The sequence below is a fragment of the Paenibacillus oryzisoli genome, from assembly GCF_050467285.1.
In the GTDB taxonomy this organism is placed as follows: Bacteria; Bacillota; Bacilli; order Paenibacillales; family NBRC-103111; genus Paenibacillus_E; species Paenibacillus_E oryzisoli_A.
The window spans coordinates 727,765-751,360 of the sequence record NZ_JBCMUN010000005.1 but is presented as its reverse complement, the minus strand read 5'-3'; the positions used below and the strand labels follow the sequence as shown (position 1 = coordinate 751,360).

18 protein-coding genes and 1 pseudogene are annotated in these 23,596 nt (G+C 40.2%); 18 read left to right on the top strand and 1 reads right to left on the bottom strand.

Annotation, left to right across the window (positions count from 1 at the left end; translation table 11 throughout):
• Positions 1–18: 18 nt before the first annotated feature.
• The 8 genes from ABE504_RS09000 (at position 19) to ABE504_RS08965 (ending at position 10,292) form a co-directional block, all read left to right on the top strand.
• Positions 19–1,014 carry an SMODS domain-containing nucleotidyltransferase gene (locus ABE504_RS09000; protein WP_430087336.1) on the top strand — a complete coding sequence of 332 codons (996 nt, stop codon included), beginning with the start codon at positions 19–21 and terminating at the stop codon, positions 1,012–1,014.
• Complete coding sequence (locus ABE504_RS08995) at positions 1,015–2,736, top strand: ThiF family adenylyltransferase (protein ID WP_430087334.1); 1,722 nt, start codon at positions 1,015–1,017, stop codon at positions 2,734–2,736.
• Positions 2,729–3,205, top strand: coding sequence for a Mov34/MPN/PAD-1 family protein (locus tag ABE504_RS08990; protein WP_430087332.1), 477 nt, complete (start codon positions 2,729–2,731; stop codon positions 3,203–3,205). Before ABE504_RS08995 ends, ABE504_RS08990 begins: the two co-directional genes overlap by 8 nt.
• Positions 3,202–4,650 (top strand): SAVED domain-containing protein, encoded by a 1,449-nt coding sequence (locus ABE504_RS08985; protein WP_430087329.1) that lies wholly within the window; start codon positions 3,202–3,204, stop codon positions 4,648–4,650. Before ABE504_RS08990 ends, ABE504_RS08985 begins: the two co-directional genes overlap by 4 nt.
• Before the next feature lie 123 nt (positions 4,651–4,773).
• Positions 4,774–6,165, top strand: coding sequence for a hypothetical protein (locus ABE504_RS08980; RefSeq protein WP_430087326.1), 1,392 nt, complete (start codon positions 4,774–4,776; stop codon positions 6,163–6,165).
• Between the two features lie 193 nt (positions 6,166–6,358).
• Positions 6,359–7,108 carry a hypothetical protein gene (locus tag ABE504_RS08975; RefSeq protein ID WP_430087324.1) on the top strand — a complete coding sequence of 250 codons (750 nt, stop codon included), beginning with the start codon at positions 6,359–6,361 and terminating at the stop codon, positions 7,106–7,108.
• A gap of 5 nt (positions 7,109–7,113) precedes the next feature.
• Positions 7,114–9,222 carry a transposase gene (locus ABE504_RS08970; RefSeq protein ID WP_430087321.1) on the top strand — a complete coding sequence of 703 codons (2,109 nt, stop codon included), beginning with the start codon at positions 7,114–7,116 and terminating at the stop codon, positions 9,220–9,222.
• A gap of 122 nt (positions 9,223–9,344) precedes the next feature.
• Entirely contained in the window at positions 9,345–10,292 is a 948-nt protein-coding gene (locus ABE504_RS08965) for a TniB family NTP-binding protein (RefSeq protein WP_430087318.1), read from the top strand.
• A gap of 47 nt (positions 10,293–10,339) precedes the next feature.
• Here the strand turns inward: ABE504_RS08965 and ABE504_RS08960 are convergent, their stop codons facing one another.
• Positions 10,340–10,690, bottom strand: coding sequence for a helix-turn-helix domain-containing protein (locus ABE504_RS08960; RefSeq protein ID WP_430087315.1), 351 nt, complete (start codon positions 10,688–10,690; stop codon positions 10,340–10,342).
• A 147-nt stretch (positions 10,691–10,837) separates the two neighbouring features.
• Here ABE504_RS08960 and ABE504_RS08955 point away from each other — a divergent pair, with 147 nt between their 5' ends.
• From ABE504_RS08955 to ABE504_RS08910, 10 genes and pseudogenes are all read left to right on the top strand, one after another.
• Positions 10,838–11,167: a hypothetical protein gene (locus ABE504_RS08955; RefSeq protein ID WP_430087312.1), complete on the top strand. Its 330-nt coding sequence runs from the start codon at positions 10,838–10,840 to the stop codon at positions 11,165–11,167.
• Positions 11,167–12,906 carry a TniQ family protein gene (locus ABE504_RS08950; protein WP_430087309.1) on the top strand — a complete coding sequence of 580 codons (1,740 nt, stop codon included), beginning with the start codon at positions 11,167–11,169 and terminating at the stop codon, positions 12,904–12,906. Before ABE504_RS08955 ends, ABE504_RS08950 begins: the two co-directional genes overlap by 1 nt.
• Positions 12,907–12,911: 5 nt before the next feature.
• Entirely contained in the window at positions 12,912–13,730 is an 819-nt protein-coding gene (locus tag ABE504_RS08945; protein WP_430087306.1) for a hypothetical protein, read from the top strand.
• A gap of 35 nt (positions 13,731–13,765) precedes the next feature.
• Positions 13,766–14,283, top strand: a pseudogene (sigK, locus tag ABE504_RS08940) (RNA polymerase sporulation sigma factor SigK); the annotation flags it as partial.
• Between the two features lie 346 nt (positions 14,284–14,629).
• On the top strand, positions 14,630–14,821 hold the full coding sequence (locus tag ABE504_RS08935) for a hypothetical protein (protein ID WP_430087303.1): 192 nt from the start codon (positions 14,630–14,632) through the stop codon (positions 14,819–14,821).
• Positions 14,822–14,980: 159 nt separating this feature from the next.
• Positions 14,981–18,454 carry a LamG-like jellyroll fold domain-containing protein gene (locus ABE504_RS08930; RefSeq protein WP_430087300.1) on the top strand — a complete coding sequence of 1,158 codons (3,474 nt, stop codon included), beginning with the start codon at positions 14,981–14,983 and terminating at the stop codon, positions 18,452–18,454.
• Between the two features lie 116 nt (positions 18,455–18,570).
• Positions 18,571–19,689 (top strand): GerAB/ArcD/ProY family transporter, encoded by a 1,119-nt coding sequence (locus ABE504_RS08925; RefSeq protein ID WP_430087298.1) that lies wholly within the window; start codon positions 18,571–18,573, stop codon positions 19,687–19,689.
• The gene (locus ABE504_RS08920) at positions 19,661–21,106 is read left to right on the top strand and encodes a spore germination protein (protein WP_430087296.1); all 1,446 of its coding nucleotides are present in this window, start codon (positions 19,661–19,663) and stop codon (positions 21,104–21,106) included. Before ABE504_RS08925 ends, ABE504_RS08920 begins: the two co-directional genes overlap by 29 nt.
• Before the next feature lie 2 nt (positions 21,107–21,108).
• Complete coding sequence (locus ABE504_RS08915; RefSeq protein ID WP_430087293.1) at positions 21,109–22,302, top strand: Ger(x)C family spore germination protein; 1,194 nt, start codon at positions 21,109–21,111, stop codon at positions 22,300–22,302.
• A 160-nt stretch (positions 22,303–22,462) separates the two neighbouring features.
• Positions 22,463–23,476 carry a LacI family DNA-binding transcriptional regulator gene (locus tag ABE504_RS08910; protein ID WP_430087290.1) on the top strand — a complete coding sequence of 338 codons (1,014 nt, stop codon included), beginning with the start codon at positions 22,463–22,465 and terminating at the stop codon, positions 23,474–23,476.
• Positions 23,477–23,596 lie beyond the last annotated feature (120 nt).

The following is a 23,596-nucleotide window of genomic DNA, read 5'->3' as shown; positions in this document are numbered from 1 at the left end:
AATAAGGGAGCGGGAAAATTGATTACTCAAACACAATTCACTTCATTTTTAACTGATATTGAACCGAGCCAAACAACGAAAACAGATGCAAGCAATGGGCACACTAAGGTAAGAGACTTTCTTAGTGGACACGCTACTTATAAGAAGTATTATGTCAGTTCGTTTTTATCTGGGTCATATAAACGAGATACGGCAATCCGTCCTAAGATAAAAGAAGGCACTGTTGCGCGCCCCGATGTCGATATTATCGTCGTGACAAAATATACATTGTCGGACGATCCTCAAAGTGTGATTGATTCCTTGTACAGTACATTAAAATCCGAGTATGCAACCATTCGGAAACAAAATCGATCAGTCGGAATTCAGACTGATAAAGTTGACATCGATGTTGTACCGATTATTGCTCCAAACGGCATGGAAGGAACGCTTTATATTCCAGACCGTAAAAAGGAACAATGGATAATTACAAATCCTCCGAAACATACAGTCTGGACGACCGAAATCAATCAAGATAGCGGCGGACGTTTTAAGCGGCTTGTTAAGTTGATGAAATGGTGGAGAAGGGAGAACACAACTCTCGCTAAAAAGCCTAAGGGATTTGTTATTGAGTGTATCGTTGCTGAATGTATGGATCGGCAACAGACCAACTACGGTGAATTGTTTGTTGGGACCTTAGAAAAGATCGTCGAGAAATACAAGATTTATATTTCACTTGGTAGCGTTCCGCATATTGGTGATCCGGGTGTCAGTGGAAATACAGTGACCGCCGGCATGACTTTTGATGCTTTTGAAGGGTTTTATAATAAAGTCAAAGCCCATGCAAAAATTGGAAGAGAAGCTATCGATGAGAAAGACACAGACAAGTCAATCAATAAATGGCGTATTTTGTTTGGAGATAGGTTCCCAAAATCCAGTGCAGTTCAAAGCAATTCGCTTCTTGCTAGCGCAGTAGCACCAACGCTTGCATTTCCTAATCGTGCGGTAGAGCCGAAAAAACCCGGAGGGTTTGCATAAATGGGTATTTGGTATTTAACTGATCTCTCTCGATTGGCGCATGAGCGTAACGAACTGGATAGGTTACAAGCCAATGCAAGTTGGCTTGTAGGTATTAAGTGGAGTATCGAGCCGAGGCTTACAGTAAAAGCAGATATCAAAGCCCACGAACTTGTTTACCAAGTGAAGCTTACATATCCTGACTTTTTCCCTGCCACACCTCCTTATGTGGCACCAATCGATTCCGATGTACGATGGTCAGAACATCAATATTCCAACGGTACACTATGTCTGGAATGGGGACCGGATAATTGGCATCATGATATAACAGCTGCACAAATGCTGGAGAGCACTTACCGACTGCTCGAAGCCGAGAACCCACTAGGGCAATCGGAACAGCACGAAATCGTTCCATCTCGCCATTTTCTAACGCCTGGTCAATCACTTCGAAGTAAAATTTTCCGTATGCACATGACTGAATCTCTGTTTGATTATTTATCAGCGACCGAAGAAAAAAAAGTAGGGCATGCGACATTAAAATACGTTGTTGAAGTTGGAACCATCGTTTATCATGTACTTCAAATCAACGATTATGAAAACCCACATATTCCAGAACCTTTAAAAAAAAGTTATGGTAAGGAACAATGGCTTGTTTACCGCACTTCTGCTACAGCTGAGCAAGTGCGAGAAATAAAAACATTTGAAAATCTGCAGGAATTGGTTAAAACACATGACGAAGTAGTGCTTACATTAACTCAGCCAAACGGTGAAGATAGAATACAGGGCGTCATCCTGATCGATCAACAAGCAGGGATGCATTTGTATTATTCTTCGGACGATGAACTGCGCGACTTAGCGATCTTGATGGACGATAGTAAAAATAAACGGACACCAGAATTTTGCCAAAGGTTGAGCGAAAAACGAATTGCCATCGTTGGCTTAGGATCAGTAGGTAGTAAGGTGGCAGAATCCCTTTGTCGCATGGGAGCCGGTAAATTTTATTTGGTCGATGAAGATCTTTTCTTGGTTGGAAATCTTGAACGACATTCCCTCGATTGGCGCAATGTTGGTTTTCATAAGGTGGACGGCATTGCACAAAAACTACGCTACATTTCACCAACAGTTACAGTTGAAACGACGAGTATCAATTTAACTGGACAAGAATCGAATGCAGCAGTCAACGGTGCGCTTGTAAAAATAAGCACATGTGATGTTATCGTTGATGCAACGGCAAACGGGCAAGTATTCAATTTGTTAGCTTCTATTTCTACCGCGAGCAAAAAACCTCTGATCTGGACAGAAGTGTATGCCGGCGGGATTGGAGGGCTTGTAGCGCGCAGTCGCCCAGGACGTGATCCAAACCCACAAGCTATGAGGCAAGCTTACCATCAGTACACCTTCGACGCGCCAGATATTAATTCGAATATTCCAGCACCATACACAATTGAAAATAGCGATGGAGAAGTATATATTGCATCAGATGCAGATGTATCGGTTATAGCGAGTCATTTAACACGACTTGTTGTAGATACTGCAGAAGTACATTCGGATAAATCGATGTTTCCGTACTCCATGTATCTCATTGGTTTATCCGAAGGATGGATCTTTAGTCAACCATTTGACACGAGACCGATTCAAACTGACCATTTACTCCAAGATGAGGAACCTTCTTTGGTGGATGCCAAATTAAATTCCGAGAACGTTTCCTTTCTTATGAAATTATTGGAGGAAAAAGATGATTAAGATCCTTCTGCCATTTAAGATAAGAAAAAGAATGATCGGCTTACTTAAAAGTGCGGGGACTCGAGAAATTGGTGGCATCTTAATGGGGGAGCATGTATCTGAAAGTGTGTTTCGAATTTGCGATTTCACAGTTCAGCAACAAGGTGGCACGTGGATTACCTTCGTGCGAAAAATGGAGGATTCACTTAAACAATCCCTACGGACATTTTTTAAAAGTACCGATTTTCAATACACTCGATTTAACTATTTGGGAGAGTGGCACTCTCACCCCTCTTTTTCTTTAATACCGAGCAGCCTTGATCAAGAAAGTATGTGGGAGATAGTTCACGACCCATCCGTCAGTGCAAATTTTTCAATTCTTTTAATTGTAAAGTTGGCGGCGGGGGATATAGCAGGCAGTGTTAGTCTTTTTGCGCCTGGATTTGAAGTTATGACGGGCGAGCTAGTATTGGAGGGCGACGAAAGATGACAGAAAATAATAAGCCAACACCATCTCTACTTGAGCCTAAATCGCAAGGCGGGGATACTGCAGAAACGGGGTTCGACTTTCAAACATGTCTGATTCTTTGTAAAGTGCCCTTTTGGTTATCGTTTGAAGGATTCGATTCATTAATACGTGAAGGGGTAGCTGATTTTGAAGCAAAGTTCTTTTCCCCTGCTGAAGGTATCACTCGGGAGGCACTGGAAGCTAAAAATCATCATGTAACTCCAAAAGAATTTTGGGCAGAAGTTGAACGCTTTAAAGAGCTGGATGAAGGAAGTCCTGGATCATTTAGTAAATTCACGATATCTTGTGCCGGGATATCCGATGAACTTAAACCACTTATTAATGGTTTACGTCGGATACGCGACCCGCAACCATTTTACGATGCATCATCAGGTGTTACCGTGAATTCGTATGCTGATTATGTTGAACGTGTTGGTAAGCTCGAGAAAGACGTAGAGATGGCAGAATTCCTTTACAATAAAATTCAAATTGAACATAATTGGAACTTAATTTCTGAAGAGGAAACTGCAAATGGAATGTTTCAGAGCCAACTCCAACGTCATTTACCAGAGTATGAAGACCTTCCGGTTAAAGAAATTCCAAATATTTTTCGCAGTTTACTTGCTTTGGTTCGATCACATAAATCACGCCCCATCACAAGGCTTCAAATAGAGAAAACCATGCAATCTGCTATTAGTGGGAAGTATCGCTTAGAGCCAAAGCAAGTGGTTATATCGACAGAAATGGAGGAAGTAACCAAGAGCGAAAAGGCACTACAATTTGAATGGGTTTCTTTTTTCGGAGGAGCAGAAAGAGTATACCCTTCTGAAGAGGAGTGGAATTCTAAACTAGTACCGCAATTATACGAAACATCCAAATGGTTAAAAAGTCAAAGGAACACACCCAGGATAGAGTTAAATGGAAACCGACGAATCTCAGCCGCGATTGCCTTTGGAAAAGTTTTTTCGGCAGTAGCTGGATATACGTTGGATATGAACTATCGAGGTGAACGCTGGTCAACTGATGATCATGCAGATTCACAAACGCCTAACTATACGCTCACTCCTACATACGTTGAAGGTGCAGGTGACCGATTGCTTGTAACAATAGGCATTATGAAAGAAAATCTTGCTTCCGAAGTTCAAACTTTTACGCAAAACAATGATCTGTCTCATCTACCGAAACTTCATTTGTTTTCCTCAGATCCTATTGTTTCGGCAAAGCAAGCAAACGCGACAGTTGAAAAAATAAAAAGGGAAATAGCGATAGTTGCTGGAAAGATCGGGGCTAAACAAATAGATCTATTTTTTGCTGGTCCTACTCACTTAGCTCTTTTTTTAGGTTATCGATCGAATGCACTGCCACCGATTCAATGTTATGAATGGGTCAGTAATAATAAATACATCTCTACTTGTTTCTTGAAATAAGCTTTGCGGCATATACGGATATATATTATGTAAGGCTCGTAGGCGAGTGGTCATTATTTTGAATTTTAAATTAATTAATTTATTTGAATAAACGATTGAAATATAGGGAAATGAGGGGACATCATGACTTGTGATGGTTTTGCATTTATCTCAAAGGACAGGAGTATTCCTTTCCATTTTGAAAACGGTATTTTGAAACTATTCCTAGAGGGCTCCCATTTTACTTTTAAAAAAGATACAAGAACGGTTATCGGACAAAAACGGGGTGCGATGTTGGGGGGGCGAATTCTATTTCATCTCGTCCTACCTCTCGAAAATTATTGGGTGCAAAAAACAACGGACGAAGCAGGGACAACGATGGAAACCCCGATATCCATTGGGACGGTTCAACACGGAGTAGACTTTTACTTAGATGGGTATGTGGAGTATACACGTTTTACAAAGATGAAATTCTCCTTCCAAGAATTGAATTACTTTATCCCTTCAAACGTTATGTGCATTTATTACCCTGAGGAAAACCGTGTTGAGTTTTTTAGAAGCCCCAAGATCATTACGAGTTTTAAGTTCAAATTTATGGGAAGAAACATCACTTTCTCGCTCAAGCTAATCAACAGCTATGAATTCGGCATAGGGAGTCTTGCCAAAACAGAATCTCAATTAACACTCGAGTTTGATGAAACCGATGATCTAGAGTTCTTCCGGTCATTATATTATCTGATTCAACACTTCTTTAGCTTTATATGCAATCGGCAAAACATAGCTATTAACAGTGCCATTTTGGTGGGGGATTTCCAGCGAATAGGTTATAAAGATTCCGAGGGCAAGGAAATATTCGTTCACAAGGAAGTTCCTGTCTCTTCTGAACTTTTTGTCTTAAACAAATACAAAGAGGATCCTGAAGAGTCGAAAGTAATCGCGAAGACCATCCGGTTTATCGATCTGGAGCCTGCCTTCGAGAGTCTGTTATCTTTATTCCTTGATGATAAGGTTTCCGTTCATAGTATACATTCATCCTGTGCTGCCAGAAGGTTGCTTGATCTTAAGCAGTGTCTGCACATAACAGCCGCATTTGAATACTACCAGAGGACGTTTCTGCCCGAGATCTCATCTGAGGAAACAATACAAGTCTATGATGAGATAAGAGCATTAATCGAAAGTTACATTACTGAGCAAAAAGGAGAGAAGAAAAAGAAGGCTAAACGGCTGCGCGACTCGCTCAGACCGTCTGTATCACTACAGGATAAAATCTGCAATGTTTATAACGGTTATAATAACTGGTCTGGACTGAAGGTTATTTTGTCTGATTACTTCGGGGATGACGTCACACAGCTCGCAATTGTTGCCAACAAGTGGCGGAATGAACTCGCTCACGAGAAGCGAGAACATGAGCCGGACCATGACGTAATTTCCTCTATACGTTTGGTAGAGCACCTCAACTACTGTATTGTATTAAAGCTTGCCGGATATAACGACGACGAAATTAAGGTGATTGTAGACAAAGTTTTGACTCGGTGAATACTTCCTTGCTTCTTTTCTATTCTCAGTAGTTGTTCAGTGGCAATGTCATGCTCCTCAAATTTAAATCCTCGACTAATCAGGAATATCTGAGTAGTCGAGGATTTTTGTTTTTATTCGTTTAATAATATTCAAACAGGAAACACTGTTTTAATAAATGGAACGTAAAGTGTCACTTTCAGGAGGGTGGTAAATGGTAAACAACTGGAGCGCCAAGAAAGATTGGAACAAAGAGGATGATTTATACTCGAGAAAACGTAATGTATCTAACAAAGGCAGCCGCGAGTTCGAACATTTGATTGGCAGTATGTATAGCCACAAAATGAAGCGGGGAGTTCAGTATGAGTCATTCTGGGGAGAGTGTTTGTTCTACTACTTGTTAGAACTGGATTTCGCAACTATCCGGTATTATGAACAACCAGTGATTGTTCCAAAAAACAGATTAACTAAAGAGTACTTACTAAAAGAAGAGCAACATGTTCCAGATGTTCTTACTTTTAGAGAAGGCTCTCGGCCTAAATTATTTCAAATTAAAGGGGGCAATAAAAAAGTCGAACAAAATCCAGACTTATTTTTAGCTTGTGAGGATTATGCTAAACGACAAGGCTGGGAATACGAATTGGTGAATCCCAAGGTATCGATACCAGAAATCATTAAAGACAATATTTTGTGGCTAGTGAATTACTTGCGGCCAAGAGAATATTACTGCGACTTGATACCAGAAATTATTCGTCGGATAAACTACCTTCATAAAGTAGAGGTGATCCGCGTAGCTAAAAGTTTTGAACCAAAAGTGGATTATCGACACGTGTTGCCACTAATTTTTCATATGATCGCTACCGGAACTTTAGTGACGAACATAAATAAAAAGATCGATCACACAAGCGAAGTTTCATTTGGATCGTTATTTCATGATATTAATCTGTTGTTTGAAGGGAAGTAATTGATATGAAATTACATAATCCATTGGCTATTGACGATGAGTTTTATCTAAATGGAGTCAAATTTTTCGTTCATGATATTAAGCCACCAAGTATTTTTTATTATCGAGAAGATGGGGATAAGAAAATAAGAGAAATAAGTTACATTTCCTTAATTGAGGATCCTACATTTAAAATAGCTGATGGTGCCATGCAGAGATCTGCAAAAATCCAATCTAATGAAGAAAAAAAAGTGTCATTCATGCTGGATACATTAAGTCCGGAGAGGAAGAAAAAAACTTTTGAGAGACTCAATCTGGTTAAGCCTTTACTTCTCTTCGATAAAATTAAACAAGGCGATTTGTACGCTCTAAATTCTTTTAATGAACATTACAAATCGTTGTTACTAAAGGATAATGAAACCATAGCTGACATAACAAAAAAAGGGCTTCTAGAGAGGATATCGGGTAAGTCACAAGAACTAGGGGGAAAGAAAAGAGGTACAAGACAGTTAGAAAGGTACCTAAAGGACTATTATGATTCTGAAAATAACAGGGGGAATTTTGGAGTTGAAGGACTCATCTCAAAAAGGTACTATAATACACATTCAAGGGAGGATGAGAAGGCTATTCAAATTCGACATCCCAAAAAAGATGAAATTATTCTTGATACGATTTACTGTAGGATCGATAATGAAGCATACATTTCTGTAATTGAGCATGGTATTAAGCGTTTTTTAGCAAAGAAAAGAAGGAAAATTAGTCATCTTCACTCTGACTTGGAAATCCTTTGTTCTGCAAAGAGCTTAGAACCACTGCTTTATGACACAGTATACAAAATGGTACAAAGAATTAATTCACAAATATACGATAGGTTATCGAAAGGTAACATGGAAGCAGAATACCACGACCCTGTAACACAACGGGTCTCAGGATACTTCGCAAAAAGCCCTCTACATGTTATTGAGATTGATCATGCACAGCTCCCAATAAAATTAATTGACGAGACCACAGGCAGCGATCTTGGTGAACCTTGGTTAACCCTTGCAATTGATGTATATACAAGAATGATCTGGGGATTTGACCTTTCATTCCAAAGTCCATCTGGTCATAAAGTAATGTGTGCAGTTTACAACGGATTATGTTTAAAAAGAGCTAAACAAAATTACGGTACGATTAACGATTGGGAAATGCATGGAATTCCGACTGTATTCTACATGGATAATGGTACTGAATTCAACAATGCTTACGTGAAGAGCATGATTGAAGATGAACTGCACGCTGAAGTTAGATTTAGGCCAATAGCGACTCCAAGGTATGGAGGGATTATAGAACGATACTTTAGAACAATTAATGATGAGTTTCTAGAAGAATTATTAGGATATTACAATAAAGGAAGTAAAGCAGAGGATCGTCAAGCAGCGAGAAAAGAAGCGATTCTTACTCTTTCTGATTTAACAGAACTGCTTGTACGATATTTTGTTGATGTATATCATTTTGATACACATAAAGGCTTACCGCTTGATCAAGATACCCCTGCTGTAAGATTTTATGAAGCGGTTAATATTATGGGCTATCCACCGAGTATCCCGACTGATCAAGAGGAAAGCTACCTCATCAAATTGCTTCCGGTTGACATGAAGTCCTACGATAAAGATGGAATTCGGGAGGATAATGTAAGATATGCCTCGCCTGAAACTAGCCGGTTTATTAATACTCGTCTTAAAAAAAATGTAAAGATTAAGTATGATGTAAGAGATATATCCAAAATTTATATTCTAGATACAACCAATCAGACCTATATTGAGGTGCCATCTATCTCACCGCCTGCAGAGCAAGTACAAGGAATGAGTAGGGCGCTATATAGGGCAATCAGAAAGGTTTTAATTGATAAGGGGAAAATTAACAAAAGGCAAATTCCGGGCTCCGATCAAATTGTAGAAGGAAAAAAAATGATTAAAGAACGCTTTGAAACAATGGTAAATAAAAATGCTTCAATGCGGAAGCATATTTTGAATAAAGTAAGTAATTTATCAGTGACTCTTCCAGCGCCTGAGCCAACTGTAAGGTCTTCGACCTCACAAACACAAAGCTTGATAGAAAGATACAATAACCAACGTAATGGGACAGAGATCTAAAGAGAAAGAGGCCGTAGGGCCTCTTTTGTTACTTACATTTATAGAAAGGAAGCTGAACGGAGATTATATTTAACTTGGCTAGGAGATACTTGTAAAAAAGAATGAAAGGATTGAGAGCATCTATGATTAGTAAAGATCATAAAGAGTTTCAGGACAGAATTAATAATTTTTTTGTTGAACATGATGAGGTTACACGAATTTGGAAAAGACTGAATACAAATCGGAGGAATAAAAGAAATGGTGTAGACAGTGAGGAAGCTCCTATCCATATATTTGTTGAAGGAAAATCAGGAGCTGGTAAATCCATGACTTTGAAAAAATATGTTAAAAAGAATAAGGGTTGGACGGTTGTGGACGATAAGGAAACTGAAACTGATCTAAAACCTGTTATCTATATGACTCTTCCCATCCCGTTTACGTATAAAGCATTCTACAATAACATTCTTAAGGCAATGGAATTACCAGCTCGTAATGCAGATGTTGATATAATTAAAACTCAAGCTTTCGACATGATGAAGAAATTAAGGGTTGAAATGCTCATTATTGATGAGTTGGATTATTTATTAGCTTCAACATTTGTCACACGAAAAGCTGTAATGGAAAATATTAAGGATATAGCCAATTCAGCTGATGTTTGTTTAGTATGCGCGGGGACTATTGCCATAGAAGAACTCAGAACTTTAAATACTCAACACATTCGGCGGTATCCTAAAACAGTATTGAATCATTTTGATAAGTGTGACCACGCGTTTAGAGAGTTTATTAAGAATATAGAGGAGCAACTTTCTCCACCTCCAGAATTACTGGATTGGTCAAAGGATAATAGTGCTTTTCCTGATTTACTTCACAGTCTAACTGGAGGGTTAGTTGGATGGATTAAACCAATTCTAAGGGAATCCTTCGAAATCATAGGGGTTATGGAAGAAGATTTTAATGATTTCGATGTATTAAAAAAATTAGATGGCACAGTCCTTGCAAAAGCGCAAAAAAATATTATCGGTGAATTCGCTGAGAAGGATATGGCTAAAATCTTGGCCGCTGAATTAGAATCAAAAGAGGACTCCGCTTAAGGAGTCCTCTTTTTTTGAGTGAAAAAGTGGGGGAGAATTACCTCCACTCATATTTTATCTTCAAACATGCCGTATACGAAATCTTTAATCTTTCTAACGTCTTTGTTGGGGAGTTTAATTAGAACTTCAATTATTTTTTCAATATCTGAAGACTTTTTATCAACTGATGAACTTAATTTATTGTATGCAAATAAATCGTAAACTCCAACATCCAGAGCACAAGCAATTTTGATTAGGTTTGCCAAAGTGATATTCTTTTGAGCGCGTTCTAAACCGCCAATATACGTGTAATGAAATCCTGAAATTTCAGCTAAATATTCTTGAGAATATCCCTTTGCTTTTCTTAAATCTCGAATTCGCTTTCCAAGTAGAACCTGAACGTGATCGTGATCGGACATTGTCTACACCTCATAAAAAGTGTAGACAAGAATTGTTTATAAAAACATGATTGTAAAAGTAATATAATTATTATTTTGTTATCTATACGTATTATTTTTCGGTTAGATGGAGAATCTAGTATTAATAGATTCATAGGAGGGATTCATATGAAGCATATTAATGACGACCGGAGTATTTATGTTCCTGCGATGTCAGAGGTTACTGAGAAAGGCATTAAGTTCAAGGATAAGTATTATTCATCACATTGGGCAATTCGTAATCAATGGTTTCAGATATCACCAAGCCCTCGGATGCTAAAAGTGTTCGTTGATTCAGAAAATGATGACTATCTCTTAATTACTCTTGAAAATGGCTGTTTAGATATAGCACTCCAAATACAGCACTATGACACTACTAACAATAACTTAGACGGGTATTATAAGTTGTTACACGATTTAAAGCAACAGATTAAAGAACGCAAAAGGAAGAAAAATTAATGACTAGGGGTACTTATTTGCCAATACGTTTGAAGCATTTTTTTGATGAAAGTTTGTCTGGTTATTTGTTTCGATTATTTCAAGCAAATCATTTTTTGCCCAATACAGATTATTTTAAGGATAAGAATCTGACCTTAGCGCAACTTCAAAATAATGAAATCACTAACCAGGTTATGATGAGTATTTGTCCATGGATACCAGTCACAGACAGTAATTCAATAAATAACAATGATCGAATTCTTAGTTTCCTCAATGATTCTTGGAAAAACAAACTAATTCAAAATAATAATCTAAAATATTGCCCATCATGTATTCGAGAAAATTACTATCATCGTTTAGAGTGGTGTATTTTACCCATGAAAATGTGTCCTAAACATTTTATCTTACTACGGGAAAGATGCTCTTTTTGTAAAAGAACTTTGGATTTTTTTGATTTCATCCAGAAGCGTTGTAAGGTTTGTTTATTTCAACTTAAGGAAAGTAGCTTAACTCATATTCACCATGATCGCTTTGCAGATTCACAATCTAGACTCTTTGGGATATTGATGAATAATACAAAATCGAACATCTTTCAACTTGAAAAAGTTAATTACCTTGAATTAGTCTATACAAGCTTTGTGTTTATTAACGGCTGCATCGATTTTACGGGGTATAATCAGGAGCCTATAGACGTTTTTTATAATAGTAAAGATAAGATTAAAAGTAGTACGAATCTTGCTATAGCTTTTTCTAATGTGGATTGGATGTATTCTGAGTTTCCTAAAAATTTATTTCAAGTACTTGATCTGTTTCTATCAAAGTATAAAGGTATGCGTAGATATGATGCATTTCAAAAATTTGAATTACTACTTAGAAACGATTGTTACTCAGCGTTGAAAGAGGCCTTTCATTCTTACTGTATTCAGAAATTGGAAAGTGGGGTTATAAGACGTGATTTTGGGGTGTTTAAGGTGGTACCTGAATTACTTCAAAAAAGGAAATTAATTCGCCGCGAGGAGGTTAAGACTGAAAAGGGGGTTACATATGGAAAGTTATCTCGACTACAAGAGGACAATTTAGTTTTAATGAAACAGAGTTCGAAAAACGAATATTACGTTGATTCTATTAGTCTCAACACGTATCTCGAAGAAGAGAAACGATGGATTACTAAAAAAGAAGCATCTCTTATACTTGGCATACATGCATCATCCATTGAAAGCCTCATTGGATGTAATCTAATTCAAAGTAGTACGAACTTTTCAGGAAAATCGAAAAGAATTAGTCTTGATCATTTAAATTTACTCCTTAATAGATGCAGTGGAGATATGGTTGAATCTCTTCCAAATGATTATATCAGTTTCCATGATGCATTAATAAAGTTCAATATATTTAATTTATCGATCGAATTATTAATCCAATTTGCTTTGTCTGGTTTGTTAGTACCTGTTCGACAATGCTCTGTAGCAACACTCCGTGACTTGTATTTCAATAATGAAGAACTAAAAAAATGTTTGTTAGAAGTAAAAAAAAGGAATCAAAACGAAAAAGGATATTATTTTTCAGATTTGCTTCGAGAGTTCAAAGTTGGCGAAAAAAGACTCCGACGATTACTAGAAGATCATGATATTCAACCGGATCTTGTTAGTCATTATTCGGATGGAAGGGCCAGATATTTATACAAAGAGTCGACAAAGTTAAGAATTGTTGAGGCATTGTCAGCTGTAAATTCAATTTCCAAAAAGAAAAATGTTGGAGAGTGACGGATTTGACAGTTTCAGGAATTAAAGACTTCATTATTAATGGCGTATATAAAGAATTAAAACTACTTGAAGAGAAAACTAGAATTTTAAAACTCTTAATACGTGATGATCAAGCAGTCTTAGAAAGGAAACGGATGGTTTGGACTAGGCTTGGGGTGGTTGGACAATTTCAAAGTCATAAGCTGTTCGAGTATGATCACGAAGTATTAAATGATTACCTAAATAGTTTAGGCATCTTGCCTAAAATGGCTTCTATTGATAGCAACTTGTTAACAAATGAACAATTACTAGATCTCGAAGGCTATAGTACCCCAGGTATAGGATATGTACGTTATACTCCGAATTTTTGGGGGAAAATTGATTGTCGTGTTTCAAGCGATAAATATAACTATTATCTCACCCTACCACTGAGGAACAAAGTTAAAGTGTGGAGAGATCTATTTATAAAAAAAGAAGCACTATGTAAAATATGGGAGAAGGAAAGACTACAGGCTGTAACAGCTGAAGAGTTTCAACAAGCTAAGAAAATTTCATTATATAGTGGCTCTCTTTCGTTGCAAACAACTCCTATAAAATATCAAGCAGCACATGTACTAAGATTATTCGGTTCTAAAACTTTAATTCAATGTGCAAGAATAGAAGTTGAAAAATTTGATGAATACGCAGCAAGAGGATACTTGAAGCTTTCAGATCTAAGTTTATGTAGGAAAATAATAGATGTTCAAGAAAGGTATTATCTTATGACACTCCAAGCCGAAGAGGAAAAAAGGAAACATTGGGATTTAAGATTAAGTAGGCTATCTGAATTGAGTCAGTTGTCGTAATGCGGAAATTCAATTATTAGGTTTCTGCTTTATGAATGGTTCACAATGTCAAAAAATTCGATAATACAGGCGAAGATCTTGAGGATTTGATCTCGATCGGGACAATCGGACTGATTAAAGCGATTGAATCATTTTCCCCGAACAAAGGGACGAAGCTGGCGACGTTCGCGGCGCGCTGTATCGAGAATGAGATCCTGATGCATCTTCGTTCGCTCAAGAAAACACGCAAGGATGTTTCCCTGCATGACCCCATAGGAACGGACAAAGAGGGCAATGAGATTACGCTGATCGACATCCTTGGCAGCGAAGCGGACGAGTCGTGGATGCGGTGCAGCTCAAGATCGAAAAGAGCAAGATCTATAAGAATTTGGATATATTGGATGACCGCGAGAAAGAGGTCGTCGTCGGCCGGTTCGGGCTTGAGCTCGGCGGCGAGGAGCGAACGCAGCGGGAGATTGCGAAGGAGCTGGGGATTAGCCGCAGCTATGTATCGCGGATAGAGAAAAGGGCGCTCATGAAGCTGTATCATGAGTTTTATAAGGCGAAGCGATAGCTAAAAAAGCCGCCAACTTGGCGGTCTTTTGCCTAGAAGTATCTTTGAGTATAATTATTTTTGAGTTCTAAGTGGACTGTGAAATATAAGTAAATAACTTAGTTGTACAGTGGTAAAGTCAATTAATTAAGAAAGAAGCTCCATGCCCTCTAGCAAAAATGGCGAGTAGCTTCTTTTTTTTATTGAAAACCATATAGAAATCGTTGCGTAGCTAGATATCCAGTTTTTCACAATATACATACACTGAAATCATGAAATCGCTTCAATCTGGAGGGCGTGCGCGATGCTATGCTATGCTGTATCCGGGCTGGGCCTAACGGACACGATTCCTGGTGAATGCTTGAAAATGGCCATCACACTGAATAATCCCGGTTTGCGCACACTGAGTGTGGGGATATTTTCTTTTGTTGGCGAAAACTCCTCCGATTATACAGGAATGACGGCTGCGTCATGTATTTCGATTATTCCAATCATGCTTGTATTTATCTTCTTGCAAAAATATTTCGTGGACGGTATTGCAGGAGCTGTCAAAGGATAACTACGATTAAAAAACTGATATTAATGTGAAATAATCAACATAAATCCGGAATTGATCAAAAATCCTCATGTCTATTAAAAACTGAGGATTTTTTTTAATTAGTTTTCAAATTATGATAGAAGTTCATATAACTTAAGATTCTTCAATGGAGTGATTTTGATGCTGAAGCGTAATTTTTTAATAGTTTGTTTTGCTCTGTTATTGCTAACTGAGAGTTATTCTTTTCACGTTCCACCTTTAAAAGCTGATACATTGAACCAGACGGGAACCGTAGATATCCAGACTTTGATTAACACGGCTATCACTCAAGGCGATAGTTCAGTTGTAATACCTTCTGGTACGTATCGGTTAGGTAATACGATTTCAATTCAAAATGCTAACAATTTAACGATTTTTGCCAATGATGTGAACATTGTCATGACGAATCTAATCACGGCATTTCAAGTCACGAATAGTACCAATTTGACGGTTCAAGGATTATCCGTAAATTATGATCCTCTACCTTTCACGCAAGGGAAAGTTATTGCTACTGATCCAACTACGAAATCCATCGATGTTCAACTTGATGCAGGGTATCCGAGAGGAAAGTACAGCAGAATCGAGGTTTATGATCCTAAAACAAGATTTCAAAAATCCCGAGTTCCCCATTACTGGGATTCAACAGCAGTGATCACGGGGGACGTTTCCCATGTTACCAATGTCGGAAGCGATATTGCAATCGGTGACTTGGTTACGTTGTCTTCAGGCACTGTTCCTGGCATATCAGTAGGCGACAGCAGTGGTGTAACATGGAAGAATGTAACCTTATACACAGCTCCAGGGTCGGGTTATACAGATGGTGGTGGTCAAGGAGGGACACATCTGGACGGGTTCCGGATTGTCCGCGGACCCGTACCTCCAGGAGCAGAAGATCCCCCTTTATTAACAACAGTTTGGGACGGTATAGGAATTCAAAATTTTGCTGTTGGACCGATTATCGAGAATTCAACTATTGAGAATACAGGCGACGATTCCTTCAGTATTCAGTCTCCAGGACCTATTGCCGTATTGAAAACGGATGGGAATGTTATCTACATTGCGACGAACAAAGCGTTGAAAACGAATATGCTCCTACGCCAATTTAATGACGGCCCCGAAGCTACGGCACTTAGCAGTACATTGGTTAAATTTGACGATGTGGGAATCGACAATAGTCTGCAAGCAAAAATTACAGCGGCTGCAGGAACAAATGGGTTATGGGATATTGGACAATTGCCAGTTTATCGCGTACAGCTAGATCAAACTTCACCATTTCAGGCGGGGATTTTTCTATTCAGACCAGAGAGAATGGCGAACGGTTTCATTTTTCGCAACAATCAGATTACAAGCCCATATCGGGGAATGCTGCTGAAAGCAAATGGCGGAACGATTGAAAATAATATTTTTCGTGGCAGCAACAAAGCGATTGTGATTTCTCCAGAAGGGTTGAGTGATTCTGATGCTGGTGTTTCCAATGATGTAATCATTCAAAATAATCAGATCATTAACACAGGGGATCACTATTTCAACGCGGCAGACGAACAAGCAGGTGCTATTGTACTTACAGCTTCTAATGTTAAGTCAGACCTTGCTTTTAGTAACATCACAATCGAAAATAATACCTTTGATGGCGTATCAGGACTTAATTTGAATATTAGTGATGCGAGGAATGTCACAGTTCAAGATAATTCTTTTCTGAATACACATAATGCCGCGAATGGAACTAATGGTACTTATTTGGGTATTGATCCTTCAACAGTCATTTGGGTAAAACATGCGGATACTGTAACATTTTTAAATAATCGCATTGATAAAATGGGTCCCAATGCCACTATACCAATTAAAATAGCGTCCGGCACAAGCAATATAACCTTAAATCCAGGTGGCATACAGGTCGTCAAACCTAATGAAACAACCAGTTATTCCATCCAAAACGGCAGTAGTGGCAAAGTGTTAGGCACGCTAGATAACGCTACGGCCGATGGAACCAATATAGAACAGCGAACCAATACAACTGCACTTAGCCAATCCTGGCAATTCGTTAATGACGGCAATGGCTATTATAAGATTAAAAATGTGAATAGCGGGAAGTTCATGGGCATAAAAGGGGGGACGACAAATGACAACACAAACATTCTGTGGTCGGACAATTCAACTTCTAATCTTTTATGGCAATTGATTTACATCGGAGAAGGCTATTATAACATTCAGAATAAGCAGAGTGGGCAAATGCTTTGCATGGCCAATACTTCCACAGACGACGGTGCGCTCAGCACACAATGCCCAGCATCGAGTTCGATGAGCCAGAACTGGCGTCTATCGAGCTTGCCGCTGCCTCCAGTTGTTGATTCGGGAACGGCGTATTATAAGTTTGATGAAACAACGGGGGTGACGGTTCCTGATGTTTCGGAAAACAAACATGACGCTACTCTCCTATCTTCTTTGGGTGGAAGCACAAACTGGGGGACTGTTGGCACTCTCAGCTTTCTGCATATAACACCAACTGGGGCAAACACTTTTGGGAATTACTATGCCAGCATTCCAAATTTTTTCGATCCAGCGGCAACAGATTTCTCTTTTACCGCTTGGGTCAAACTTGAAAAATCCACTGACTCTGGTACCACTCAAACCATTCTCAGTCAGGATGGCGCTACAGGTCGAAATATCCTCTATCGAGATGCAAGCTCAGGTCACTTAAAAACATTTCTGGGCGGAGTAATGACAACAACGACAGACGTCGTTCCAATTGACACATGGACACATGTAGCTCTAGTCAAACATGGAAGTAATATAAAACTGTTTATTAATGGTGCTCTTGATTCAACGGCGTTGGTAACAGCGGAGTCATCAACAGGCGACTTCCGGTTGGGCGCACATAAATCACCTTCCATCGGCAATGCGAACTGGAATGGCTCGATTGATGAAGTGCAGATTACCGAATCAGCTTTGACAGATGATCAAATTCAGAATATATGTAATGGAACTGCCCCTATGGCCTATTACCGAATGAATGAGTCCTCCGGCTCTACAGTATCTGATCTCTCAGGTAACCATCATTCAGCTTCCCTCGTCACCTCTTCGGTCGGAACCTTAAACTGGGTAGGGGGAGCTCTTGATTTTGTCCCAACCGGAGCTTCTTTCGGTAATTATTATGCGAGTATTCCAAACTTATTTGATTCTGCAGCTACCGAGTTTACGATATCTGCGTGGGTTAAACTTGATCAAGCTTCGGCATCAGGTACAAACCAGATGATTATTACTCAAGAAGGCGATGGAGGGCGAAGTTTGCTGTATCGAGACGGAACGACGGGCACACTAAGATCGTTTTTTGGCGGAGTTACGACGAGCAGTACAAAAGTGATTCCGACGGGAGTTTGGACGCAGATTGCCTTGGTCAAAAAAGGGGGCACGATCCAATTGTATATCAATGGATTAGCAGATGGGACAGCATCAGTAACAGCCGAGTCCTCAACAGGAAATTTACGTTTAGGCGCAGCAAATGCACCAACCTATTACTTTCAAAATTGGAACGGTTCGATCGATGAGGTGCAAATTTTTAAAGCGGCATTAACATCAGATGAGGTGATTCATACTTACAATGGAGTGACTCCATAAAGGCTTTGGAGAAGAGAAACGGCTCCAAGAGTGGCTGGGGGTTTATTTTGAATTGAATAATTTTGTCTCCTAAGGAAATACTACACACATTGAAATCTATAGTATGGAGCCTATTCATGAGTTCTAAAAAAATTTCGCTTATTCAGGCATTTTTACTACTATTAATTACGACGGCCGTGACTAATCAAACGTTAGTTATCCCACTGGTGCTAGGAGTTGCGAAACGTGATGCCTGGATTAGCGTGCTGCTGTCTGCAACTCCCGGTTTTATTTTGATATTTGTAATGAAGGTCCTTATGAATTCGACTTCAAACGAATCAATTGTTTCATGGGTTCGAACTCATTTCGGTTCCTTCGCTGGATGGATCATTAAACTGGCATTTCTGGCGTATTTGTTCGGGACCAGCCTTGTGACGTTAAAAGACACAACCAATTGGGTGGATGCTACCTTCCTTCCCGAAACTCCGCGCGTTTTAATTGCCGCTACACTGACGTTGTTATGCTTCTTTGCCGCGAATGCAGGCTTCTGGTCGATTACCATATGTGCAGGTATTTTGCTGCCGTTTTTTATCATACTCGAGATTTTTTTGCTGGTTACCAACCTGCAATACAAAAATTATCTCTACGTTTTGCCTCTTATGGAAAAAGGACTTGGCCCAGTGATACATGGTGCCGTCTTTTCTACGCATGGGGTGTTAGAAATCATTATCCTGTTATTAATTCGGCAGCATTTGCAGCAGAAGGTCAAAACTTCTTTTTTACTAGTTTATGTAATCGTCTCAATTGGGCTGATCTTAGGGACGATGCTCGATATTATTACGAATTTTTCACCGAATGAAGTGGCGGTTCAGCGTTACCCGACATTTGAACAGTGGGGACTAGTATCGCTCGGAAAAAACATTTCCCATCTGGACTTCCTCTCGATCTACGAATGGCTAAGCGGCTCTTTCATCCGGATATCTCTCTGTATGTATCTAATACCGGAAGTTTTGCAATTGCGAAGTCGGAAGTCACATCGTATCACTCTCATCTCTATGACGATCATTATGTTGATCGTACCGATTTTCCCTATCAGCGATCCGACTTTTGTGAACTTTTTGCGAGATTGGTATTATCCCGTTACATTGGCACTTATTGCAGGTGTAATGCTGTTGTTGATCCTATTTGCTGCTATTTATCGCTTGAGAGGAAGGGGTCGCGAAAACCATGCTGCAAATCCCAACACGACCCATTGAGCAAAAGTTGCGACAGTTATTCCATGATTGCGCAGATGTAATCTTTCAACGGGTGCAAGTTGTCCAAGATCAAGGCTATTGGGAAGTGCTGTTTATATATTGCGAGGGTTTGTGTGAGAGCAAGCTGATCGACCAATCGGTCATCCCCCAATTGGAAAAACTGCCTCAATTCCGGGTCGAATCGGGCCTACTGGGTAATTTGTCGCTTGTCGATATGAAACTGGATTCCCAGCATGTGGTGGAAGCAATATTCGCGGGCAAGCTTCTCCTCTTATTGGAGGAGCACGAATCGCTCTTAGCGCTAGATCTGTCCAATCCTCCACAGCGACAGCCGCAGGAGTCTAATACGGAGGTATCGGTTAAAGGTCCTCGCGATGGTTTTACGGAACAGATTACAACGAACATTGCACTAATTCGGAAGAGACTTCGCACCGAAACATTGAGCTGTGAGACCTATACGATCGGAAGGCGAAGCCGTACGAAGGTAGCGTTGATGTTTGATCGAGATATCATTAATCCCCAAATTTTAGCGACAGTACGACAAAGACTGAAGAACATCGATGTAGATGCGTTAGTGAGCAGCGAAGAGTTGAGTGAATTAATCACGGATTCTCCATTTCAGCTGTTTCCCTTAATCGATTACATCGGGCGGCCGGATTTTGCCGTTGAGTCGCTTATGCGTGGGCGATTTCTTATCCTAGTTGATGGAACTCCGATGGTCCTGATTGCACCGTCAACGTTATCGGCTCTTCTTAAAACGCCAGAGGATATTCATGCCTCGTACATCTTTGTCGCATGCGAATCGCTGCTGCGGTATTTCGGGCTTTTTTGCGGGATTTTCATACCGGGCTTCTATATTGCACTGACCGCCTTTCATTTGGACCAAATTCCGCTTACAACGCTGGCCACGATCCTTAACGTACATAAAGGTCTTCCAATTCCAGCCCCCCTTGAAGCTTTCCTAATGCAAATGGTATTTGAGCTTTTCCGTGAAGCAGGAATGCGGCTTCCCAAGGGCGTCGGACAAACCGTCACCGTTGTAGGCGGACTTTTCATCGGACAAGCTGCAATAGATGCGGGTCTCACATCTTCAGCGATGCTGGTGGTTACAGCACTATCAATGGTTTCGGCGTATACACTTGTCAATCAATCGCTCAGCGGATTAGTTACCTTGCTGCGCCTGTTTGTGCTTGCGTGCTCATCCTTTTTGGGCATGTACGGTTTCTTTTGGGCCATGTTCGCGTTGTTGATTTATTTGTCTAAACAGGAGTCCTTCGGTGTTCCTTACTTGGCGCCTATATCACCGCCTGTCATGAAAGACCTGCTGATGGCGCTCGTGACAAAACCGCGGTCCCTCTTGCGACGTCGGCCTTCGATCTATAAACCCATAGATGACGTGCGCAAAGGGGATAAATAATAATGAAGGCAATAATTCGTACTGCTTTGTTTGTATTGCCGACAATGTCGCTTCTTACAGGGTGCTGGGATATAAAGGACGTAGCCGATTACAACTTCGTGACAACGCTAGGTATCGATTACGCAAAGGAAAAGTACATCATTTATACGGAATTGACGAACTTTGGACAAATGGGCAATCAGCAGCAAGGGACGACTAGTGATAGAACAAAGATGTGGATTGGGAAAAGTGAAGGGGATACGTTGTATGGAGCCATTGAAGGGCTCTATAAAACGGCACAGCAATACTTATATTGGGACCACTTAACAACGATTATTTTTAGTGATCGTGTGCTGCACAAAAATATCGACAGCTTTATAGATGCCATTCCCCGTTTCCCACAAATTCGATATAATGCCTGGGTATTCGGCACGGAGGAGCCCATAAACGAGCTGATAAAGTACTCGACGTTTTTCAATCTTTCTCCAACCTCAAACCTCATGCATAATCCTAAAGCACTGCATAATCAGTTATCCAGTATTTCACCGGTTCGGTTAAGCACTGTGCTTGCGAACGATGGAGAAGTGGGGCAAACGGACCTTGTACCGTCTTTGCAGATTAACAAGACTGATTGGGAGGACACAGAGAAGCCGCAACCAGTTGTCCAAATGAATGGAGCTTATGCACTGACTCGCGGTAAAGCGGAGAATAAATTCACGGAGAAACAATTAGATGGAGCTCGTTGGGTGTCGACCAAAACGAAACGCGTTACACTTCCTATTAGCCATGAGGGAAAAAAAGTCGCGATGATTTCCATTTATAAGCCGAAGAAGCAGGTGGAAGTGATATTTAAAGATGGCCAGCCGTTATTTTCAATGCACCTGAAATTTTTAGGGGTAGTGGAAGAAGTGCTGGGCAATTTCAACGTGGAACAGCTGAAAGATATGGCTGAGAAGGAGATTACAGACCAAGTATTGCAAACGTTTCGAATTGGTATTTCGCGGGGGATAGATATCTACGGACTTGAGCAGGTGCTTTATCGCAACCATCTTGCTGAATGGAGAAAGCTCAATGCATCGGCTCCCGTTGATGTGCCTCGAATAAATGATGGGGCGCTTCGTACTGTGAACGTTGAAGTAAATTTATCGCATTCGGGTATGTATGATTTGGAGCCGTATCAGGACACAGAAGTTTCGTATGGTAGGAGCAAAGAATAGAAGAAAGCAGAAGAGAGTGATTCTCTACTGCTTTTTTGCTTTCAATCGGGTATACTTGACAATATGAGCGCTGAAAAGTGAGCAAAATAAAGGATATTTAAACGTTTAACTGAAGTCAATTCTACTTTAAACGAACGGTTGTCGAAATAAGGAGGCTGCCATGGTTACATTAAAAGATATTGCCGAAAAGACTAATTTATCAGTGACGACCGTTTCCCGAGTCGTGAACTTCAATGATACGAGTATATGCAGTGAAGAGACGCAGAAGCTTATTTGGTCGCTAGTAGAAAGCATGAATTATAAAGTGAAAAACAAAAAGCCGAAGCCGAACAAAGACGGCGAAGCGCAGCCGATATACCGGCTTGCTTACGTGCTGGGGCTATCCTCTTTTGCTGCGCAAGGCTCATACGGCTATCACATTATTAAAGGCATTGAATCCGAAGCGGTGCGGCGCGGATCGTCCATTTCCTTCAATTGCTTGAACTTGGAGCTTTATAAGCCTGAAGAATTGTGCGACCGCTTACAGGAGGCGGGGGTTCATGCGATTATCTGGGTGGCAGGAACTGAAGAAGATTATCTCCGTATGCTCAAGACCAAGAATATTCAAGTGACGGTTGCCGGTATCGAACCCGGCGTCCTGCCTGAGCAGGTCGATTACGTCGGCGTCGATTTTTACCCGGAGACGCTCAAATGGTTGAAGACCAAGTTCGTGAATCAATTTGAACGGACAGGCTATATTGGTCCTACCTATAGTTCCCGTTACGAAGCGTTTGCGGATGCCAATAAGATTCTGGATAAGCCGTTGGATCCCGATTTCATCATCGCTCACGATGAATGGGATATCGGAGCCGCGAAAGCGGCGATGAGCGCTTATCTGGACCGTTCGGACCGCTTGCCGGACGCTTTTTTTGCCGCGAGCGATCTTATCGCGATCGGAGCGATGAACGCGTTTAAAGAGCGAGGCATTAAGGTGCCTGAGCAGGTGAAAATATTAGGCTTCGATAATAACGAAATGGCAGGCTATTTGACGCCTGGGTTGACAACGATTGGCGTGCCGACCTTCGAGATCGGCGTCATGGCGGTTCAAGCGGCGATTTCACGGCTCAAGGAGGAGCGCAGCTTTCCAGTCCGGTATATTTTGCCCACCCGCTTCATCGAAAGACAGACCCTTTGAGAAAGACAAGTGATAGTCCGTTTCAGGTAATCCTGAATCGGACTTTTTTTAGTTTATTTTTAATGAATTTAATGTTGACTAATTTACTTTAATAAACTAAAATTTAATTCAAATACAACG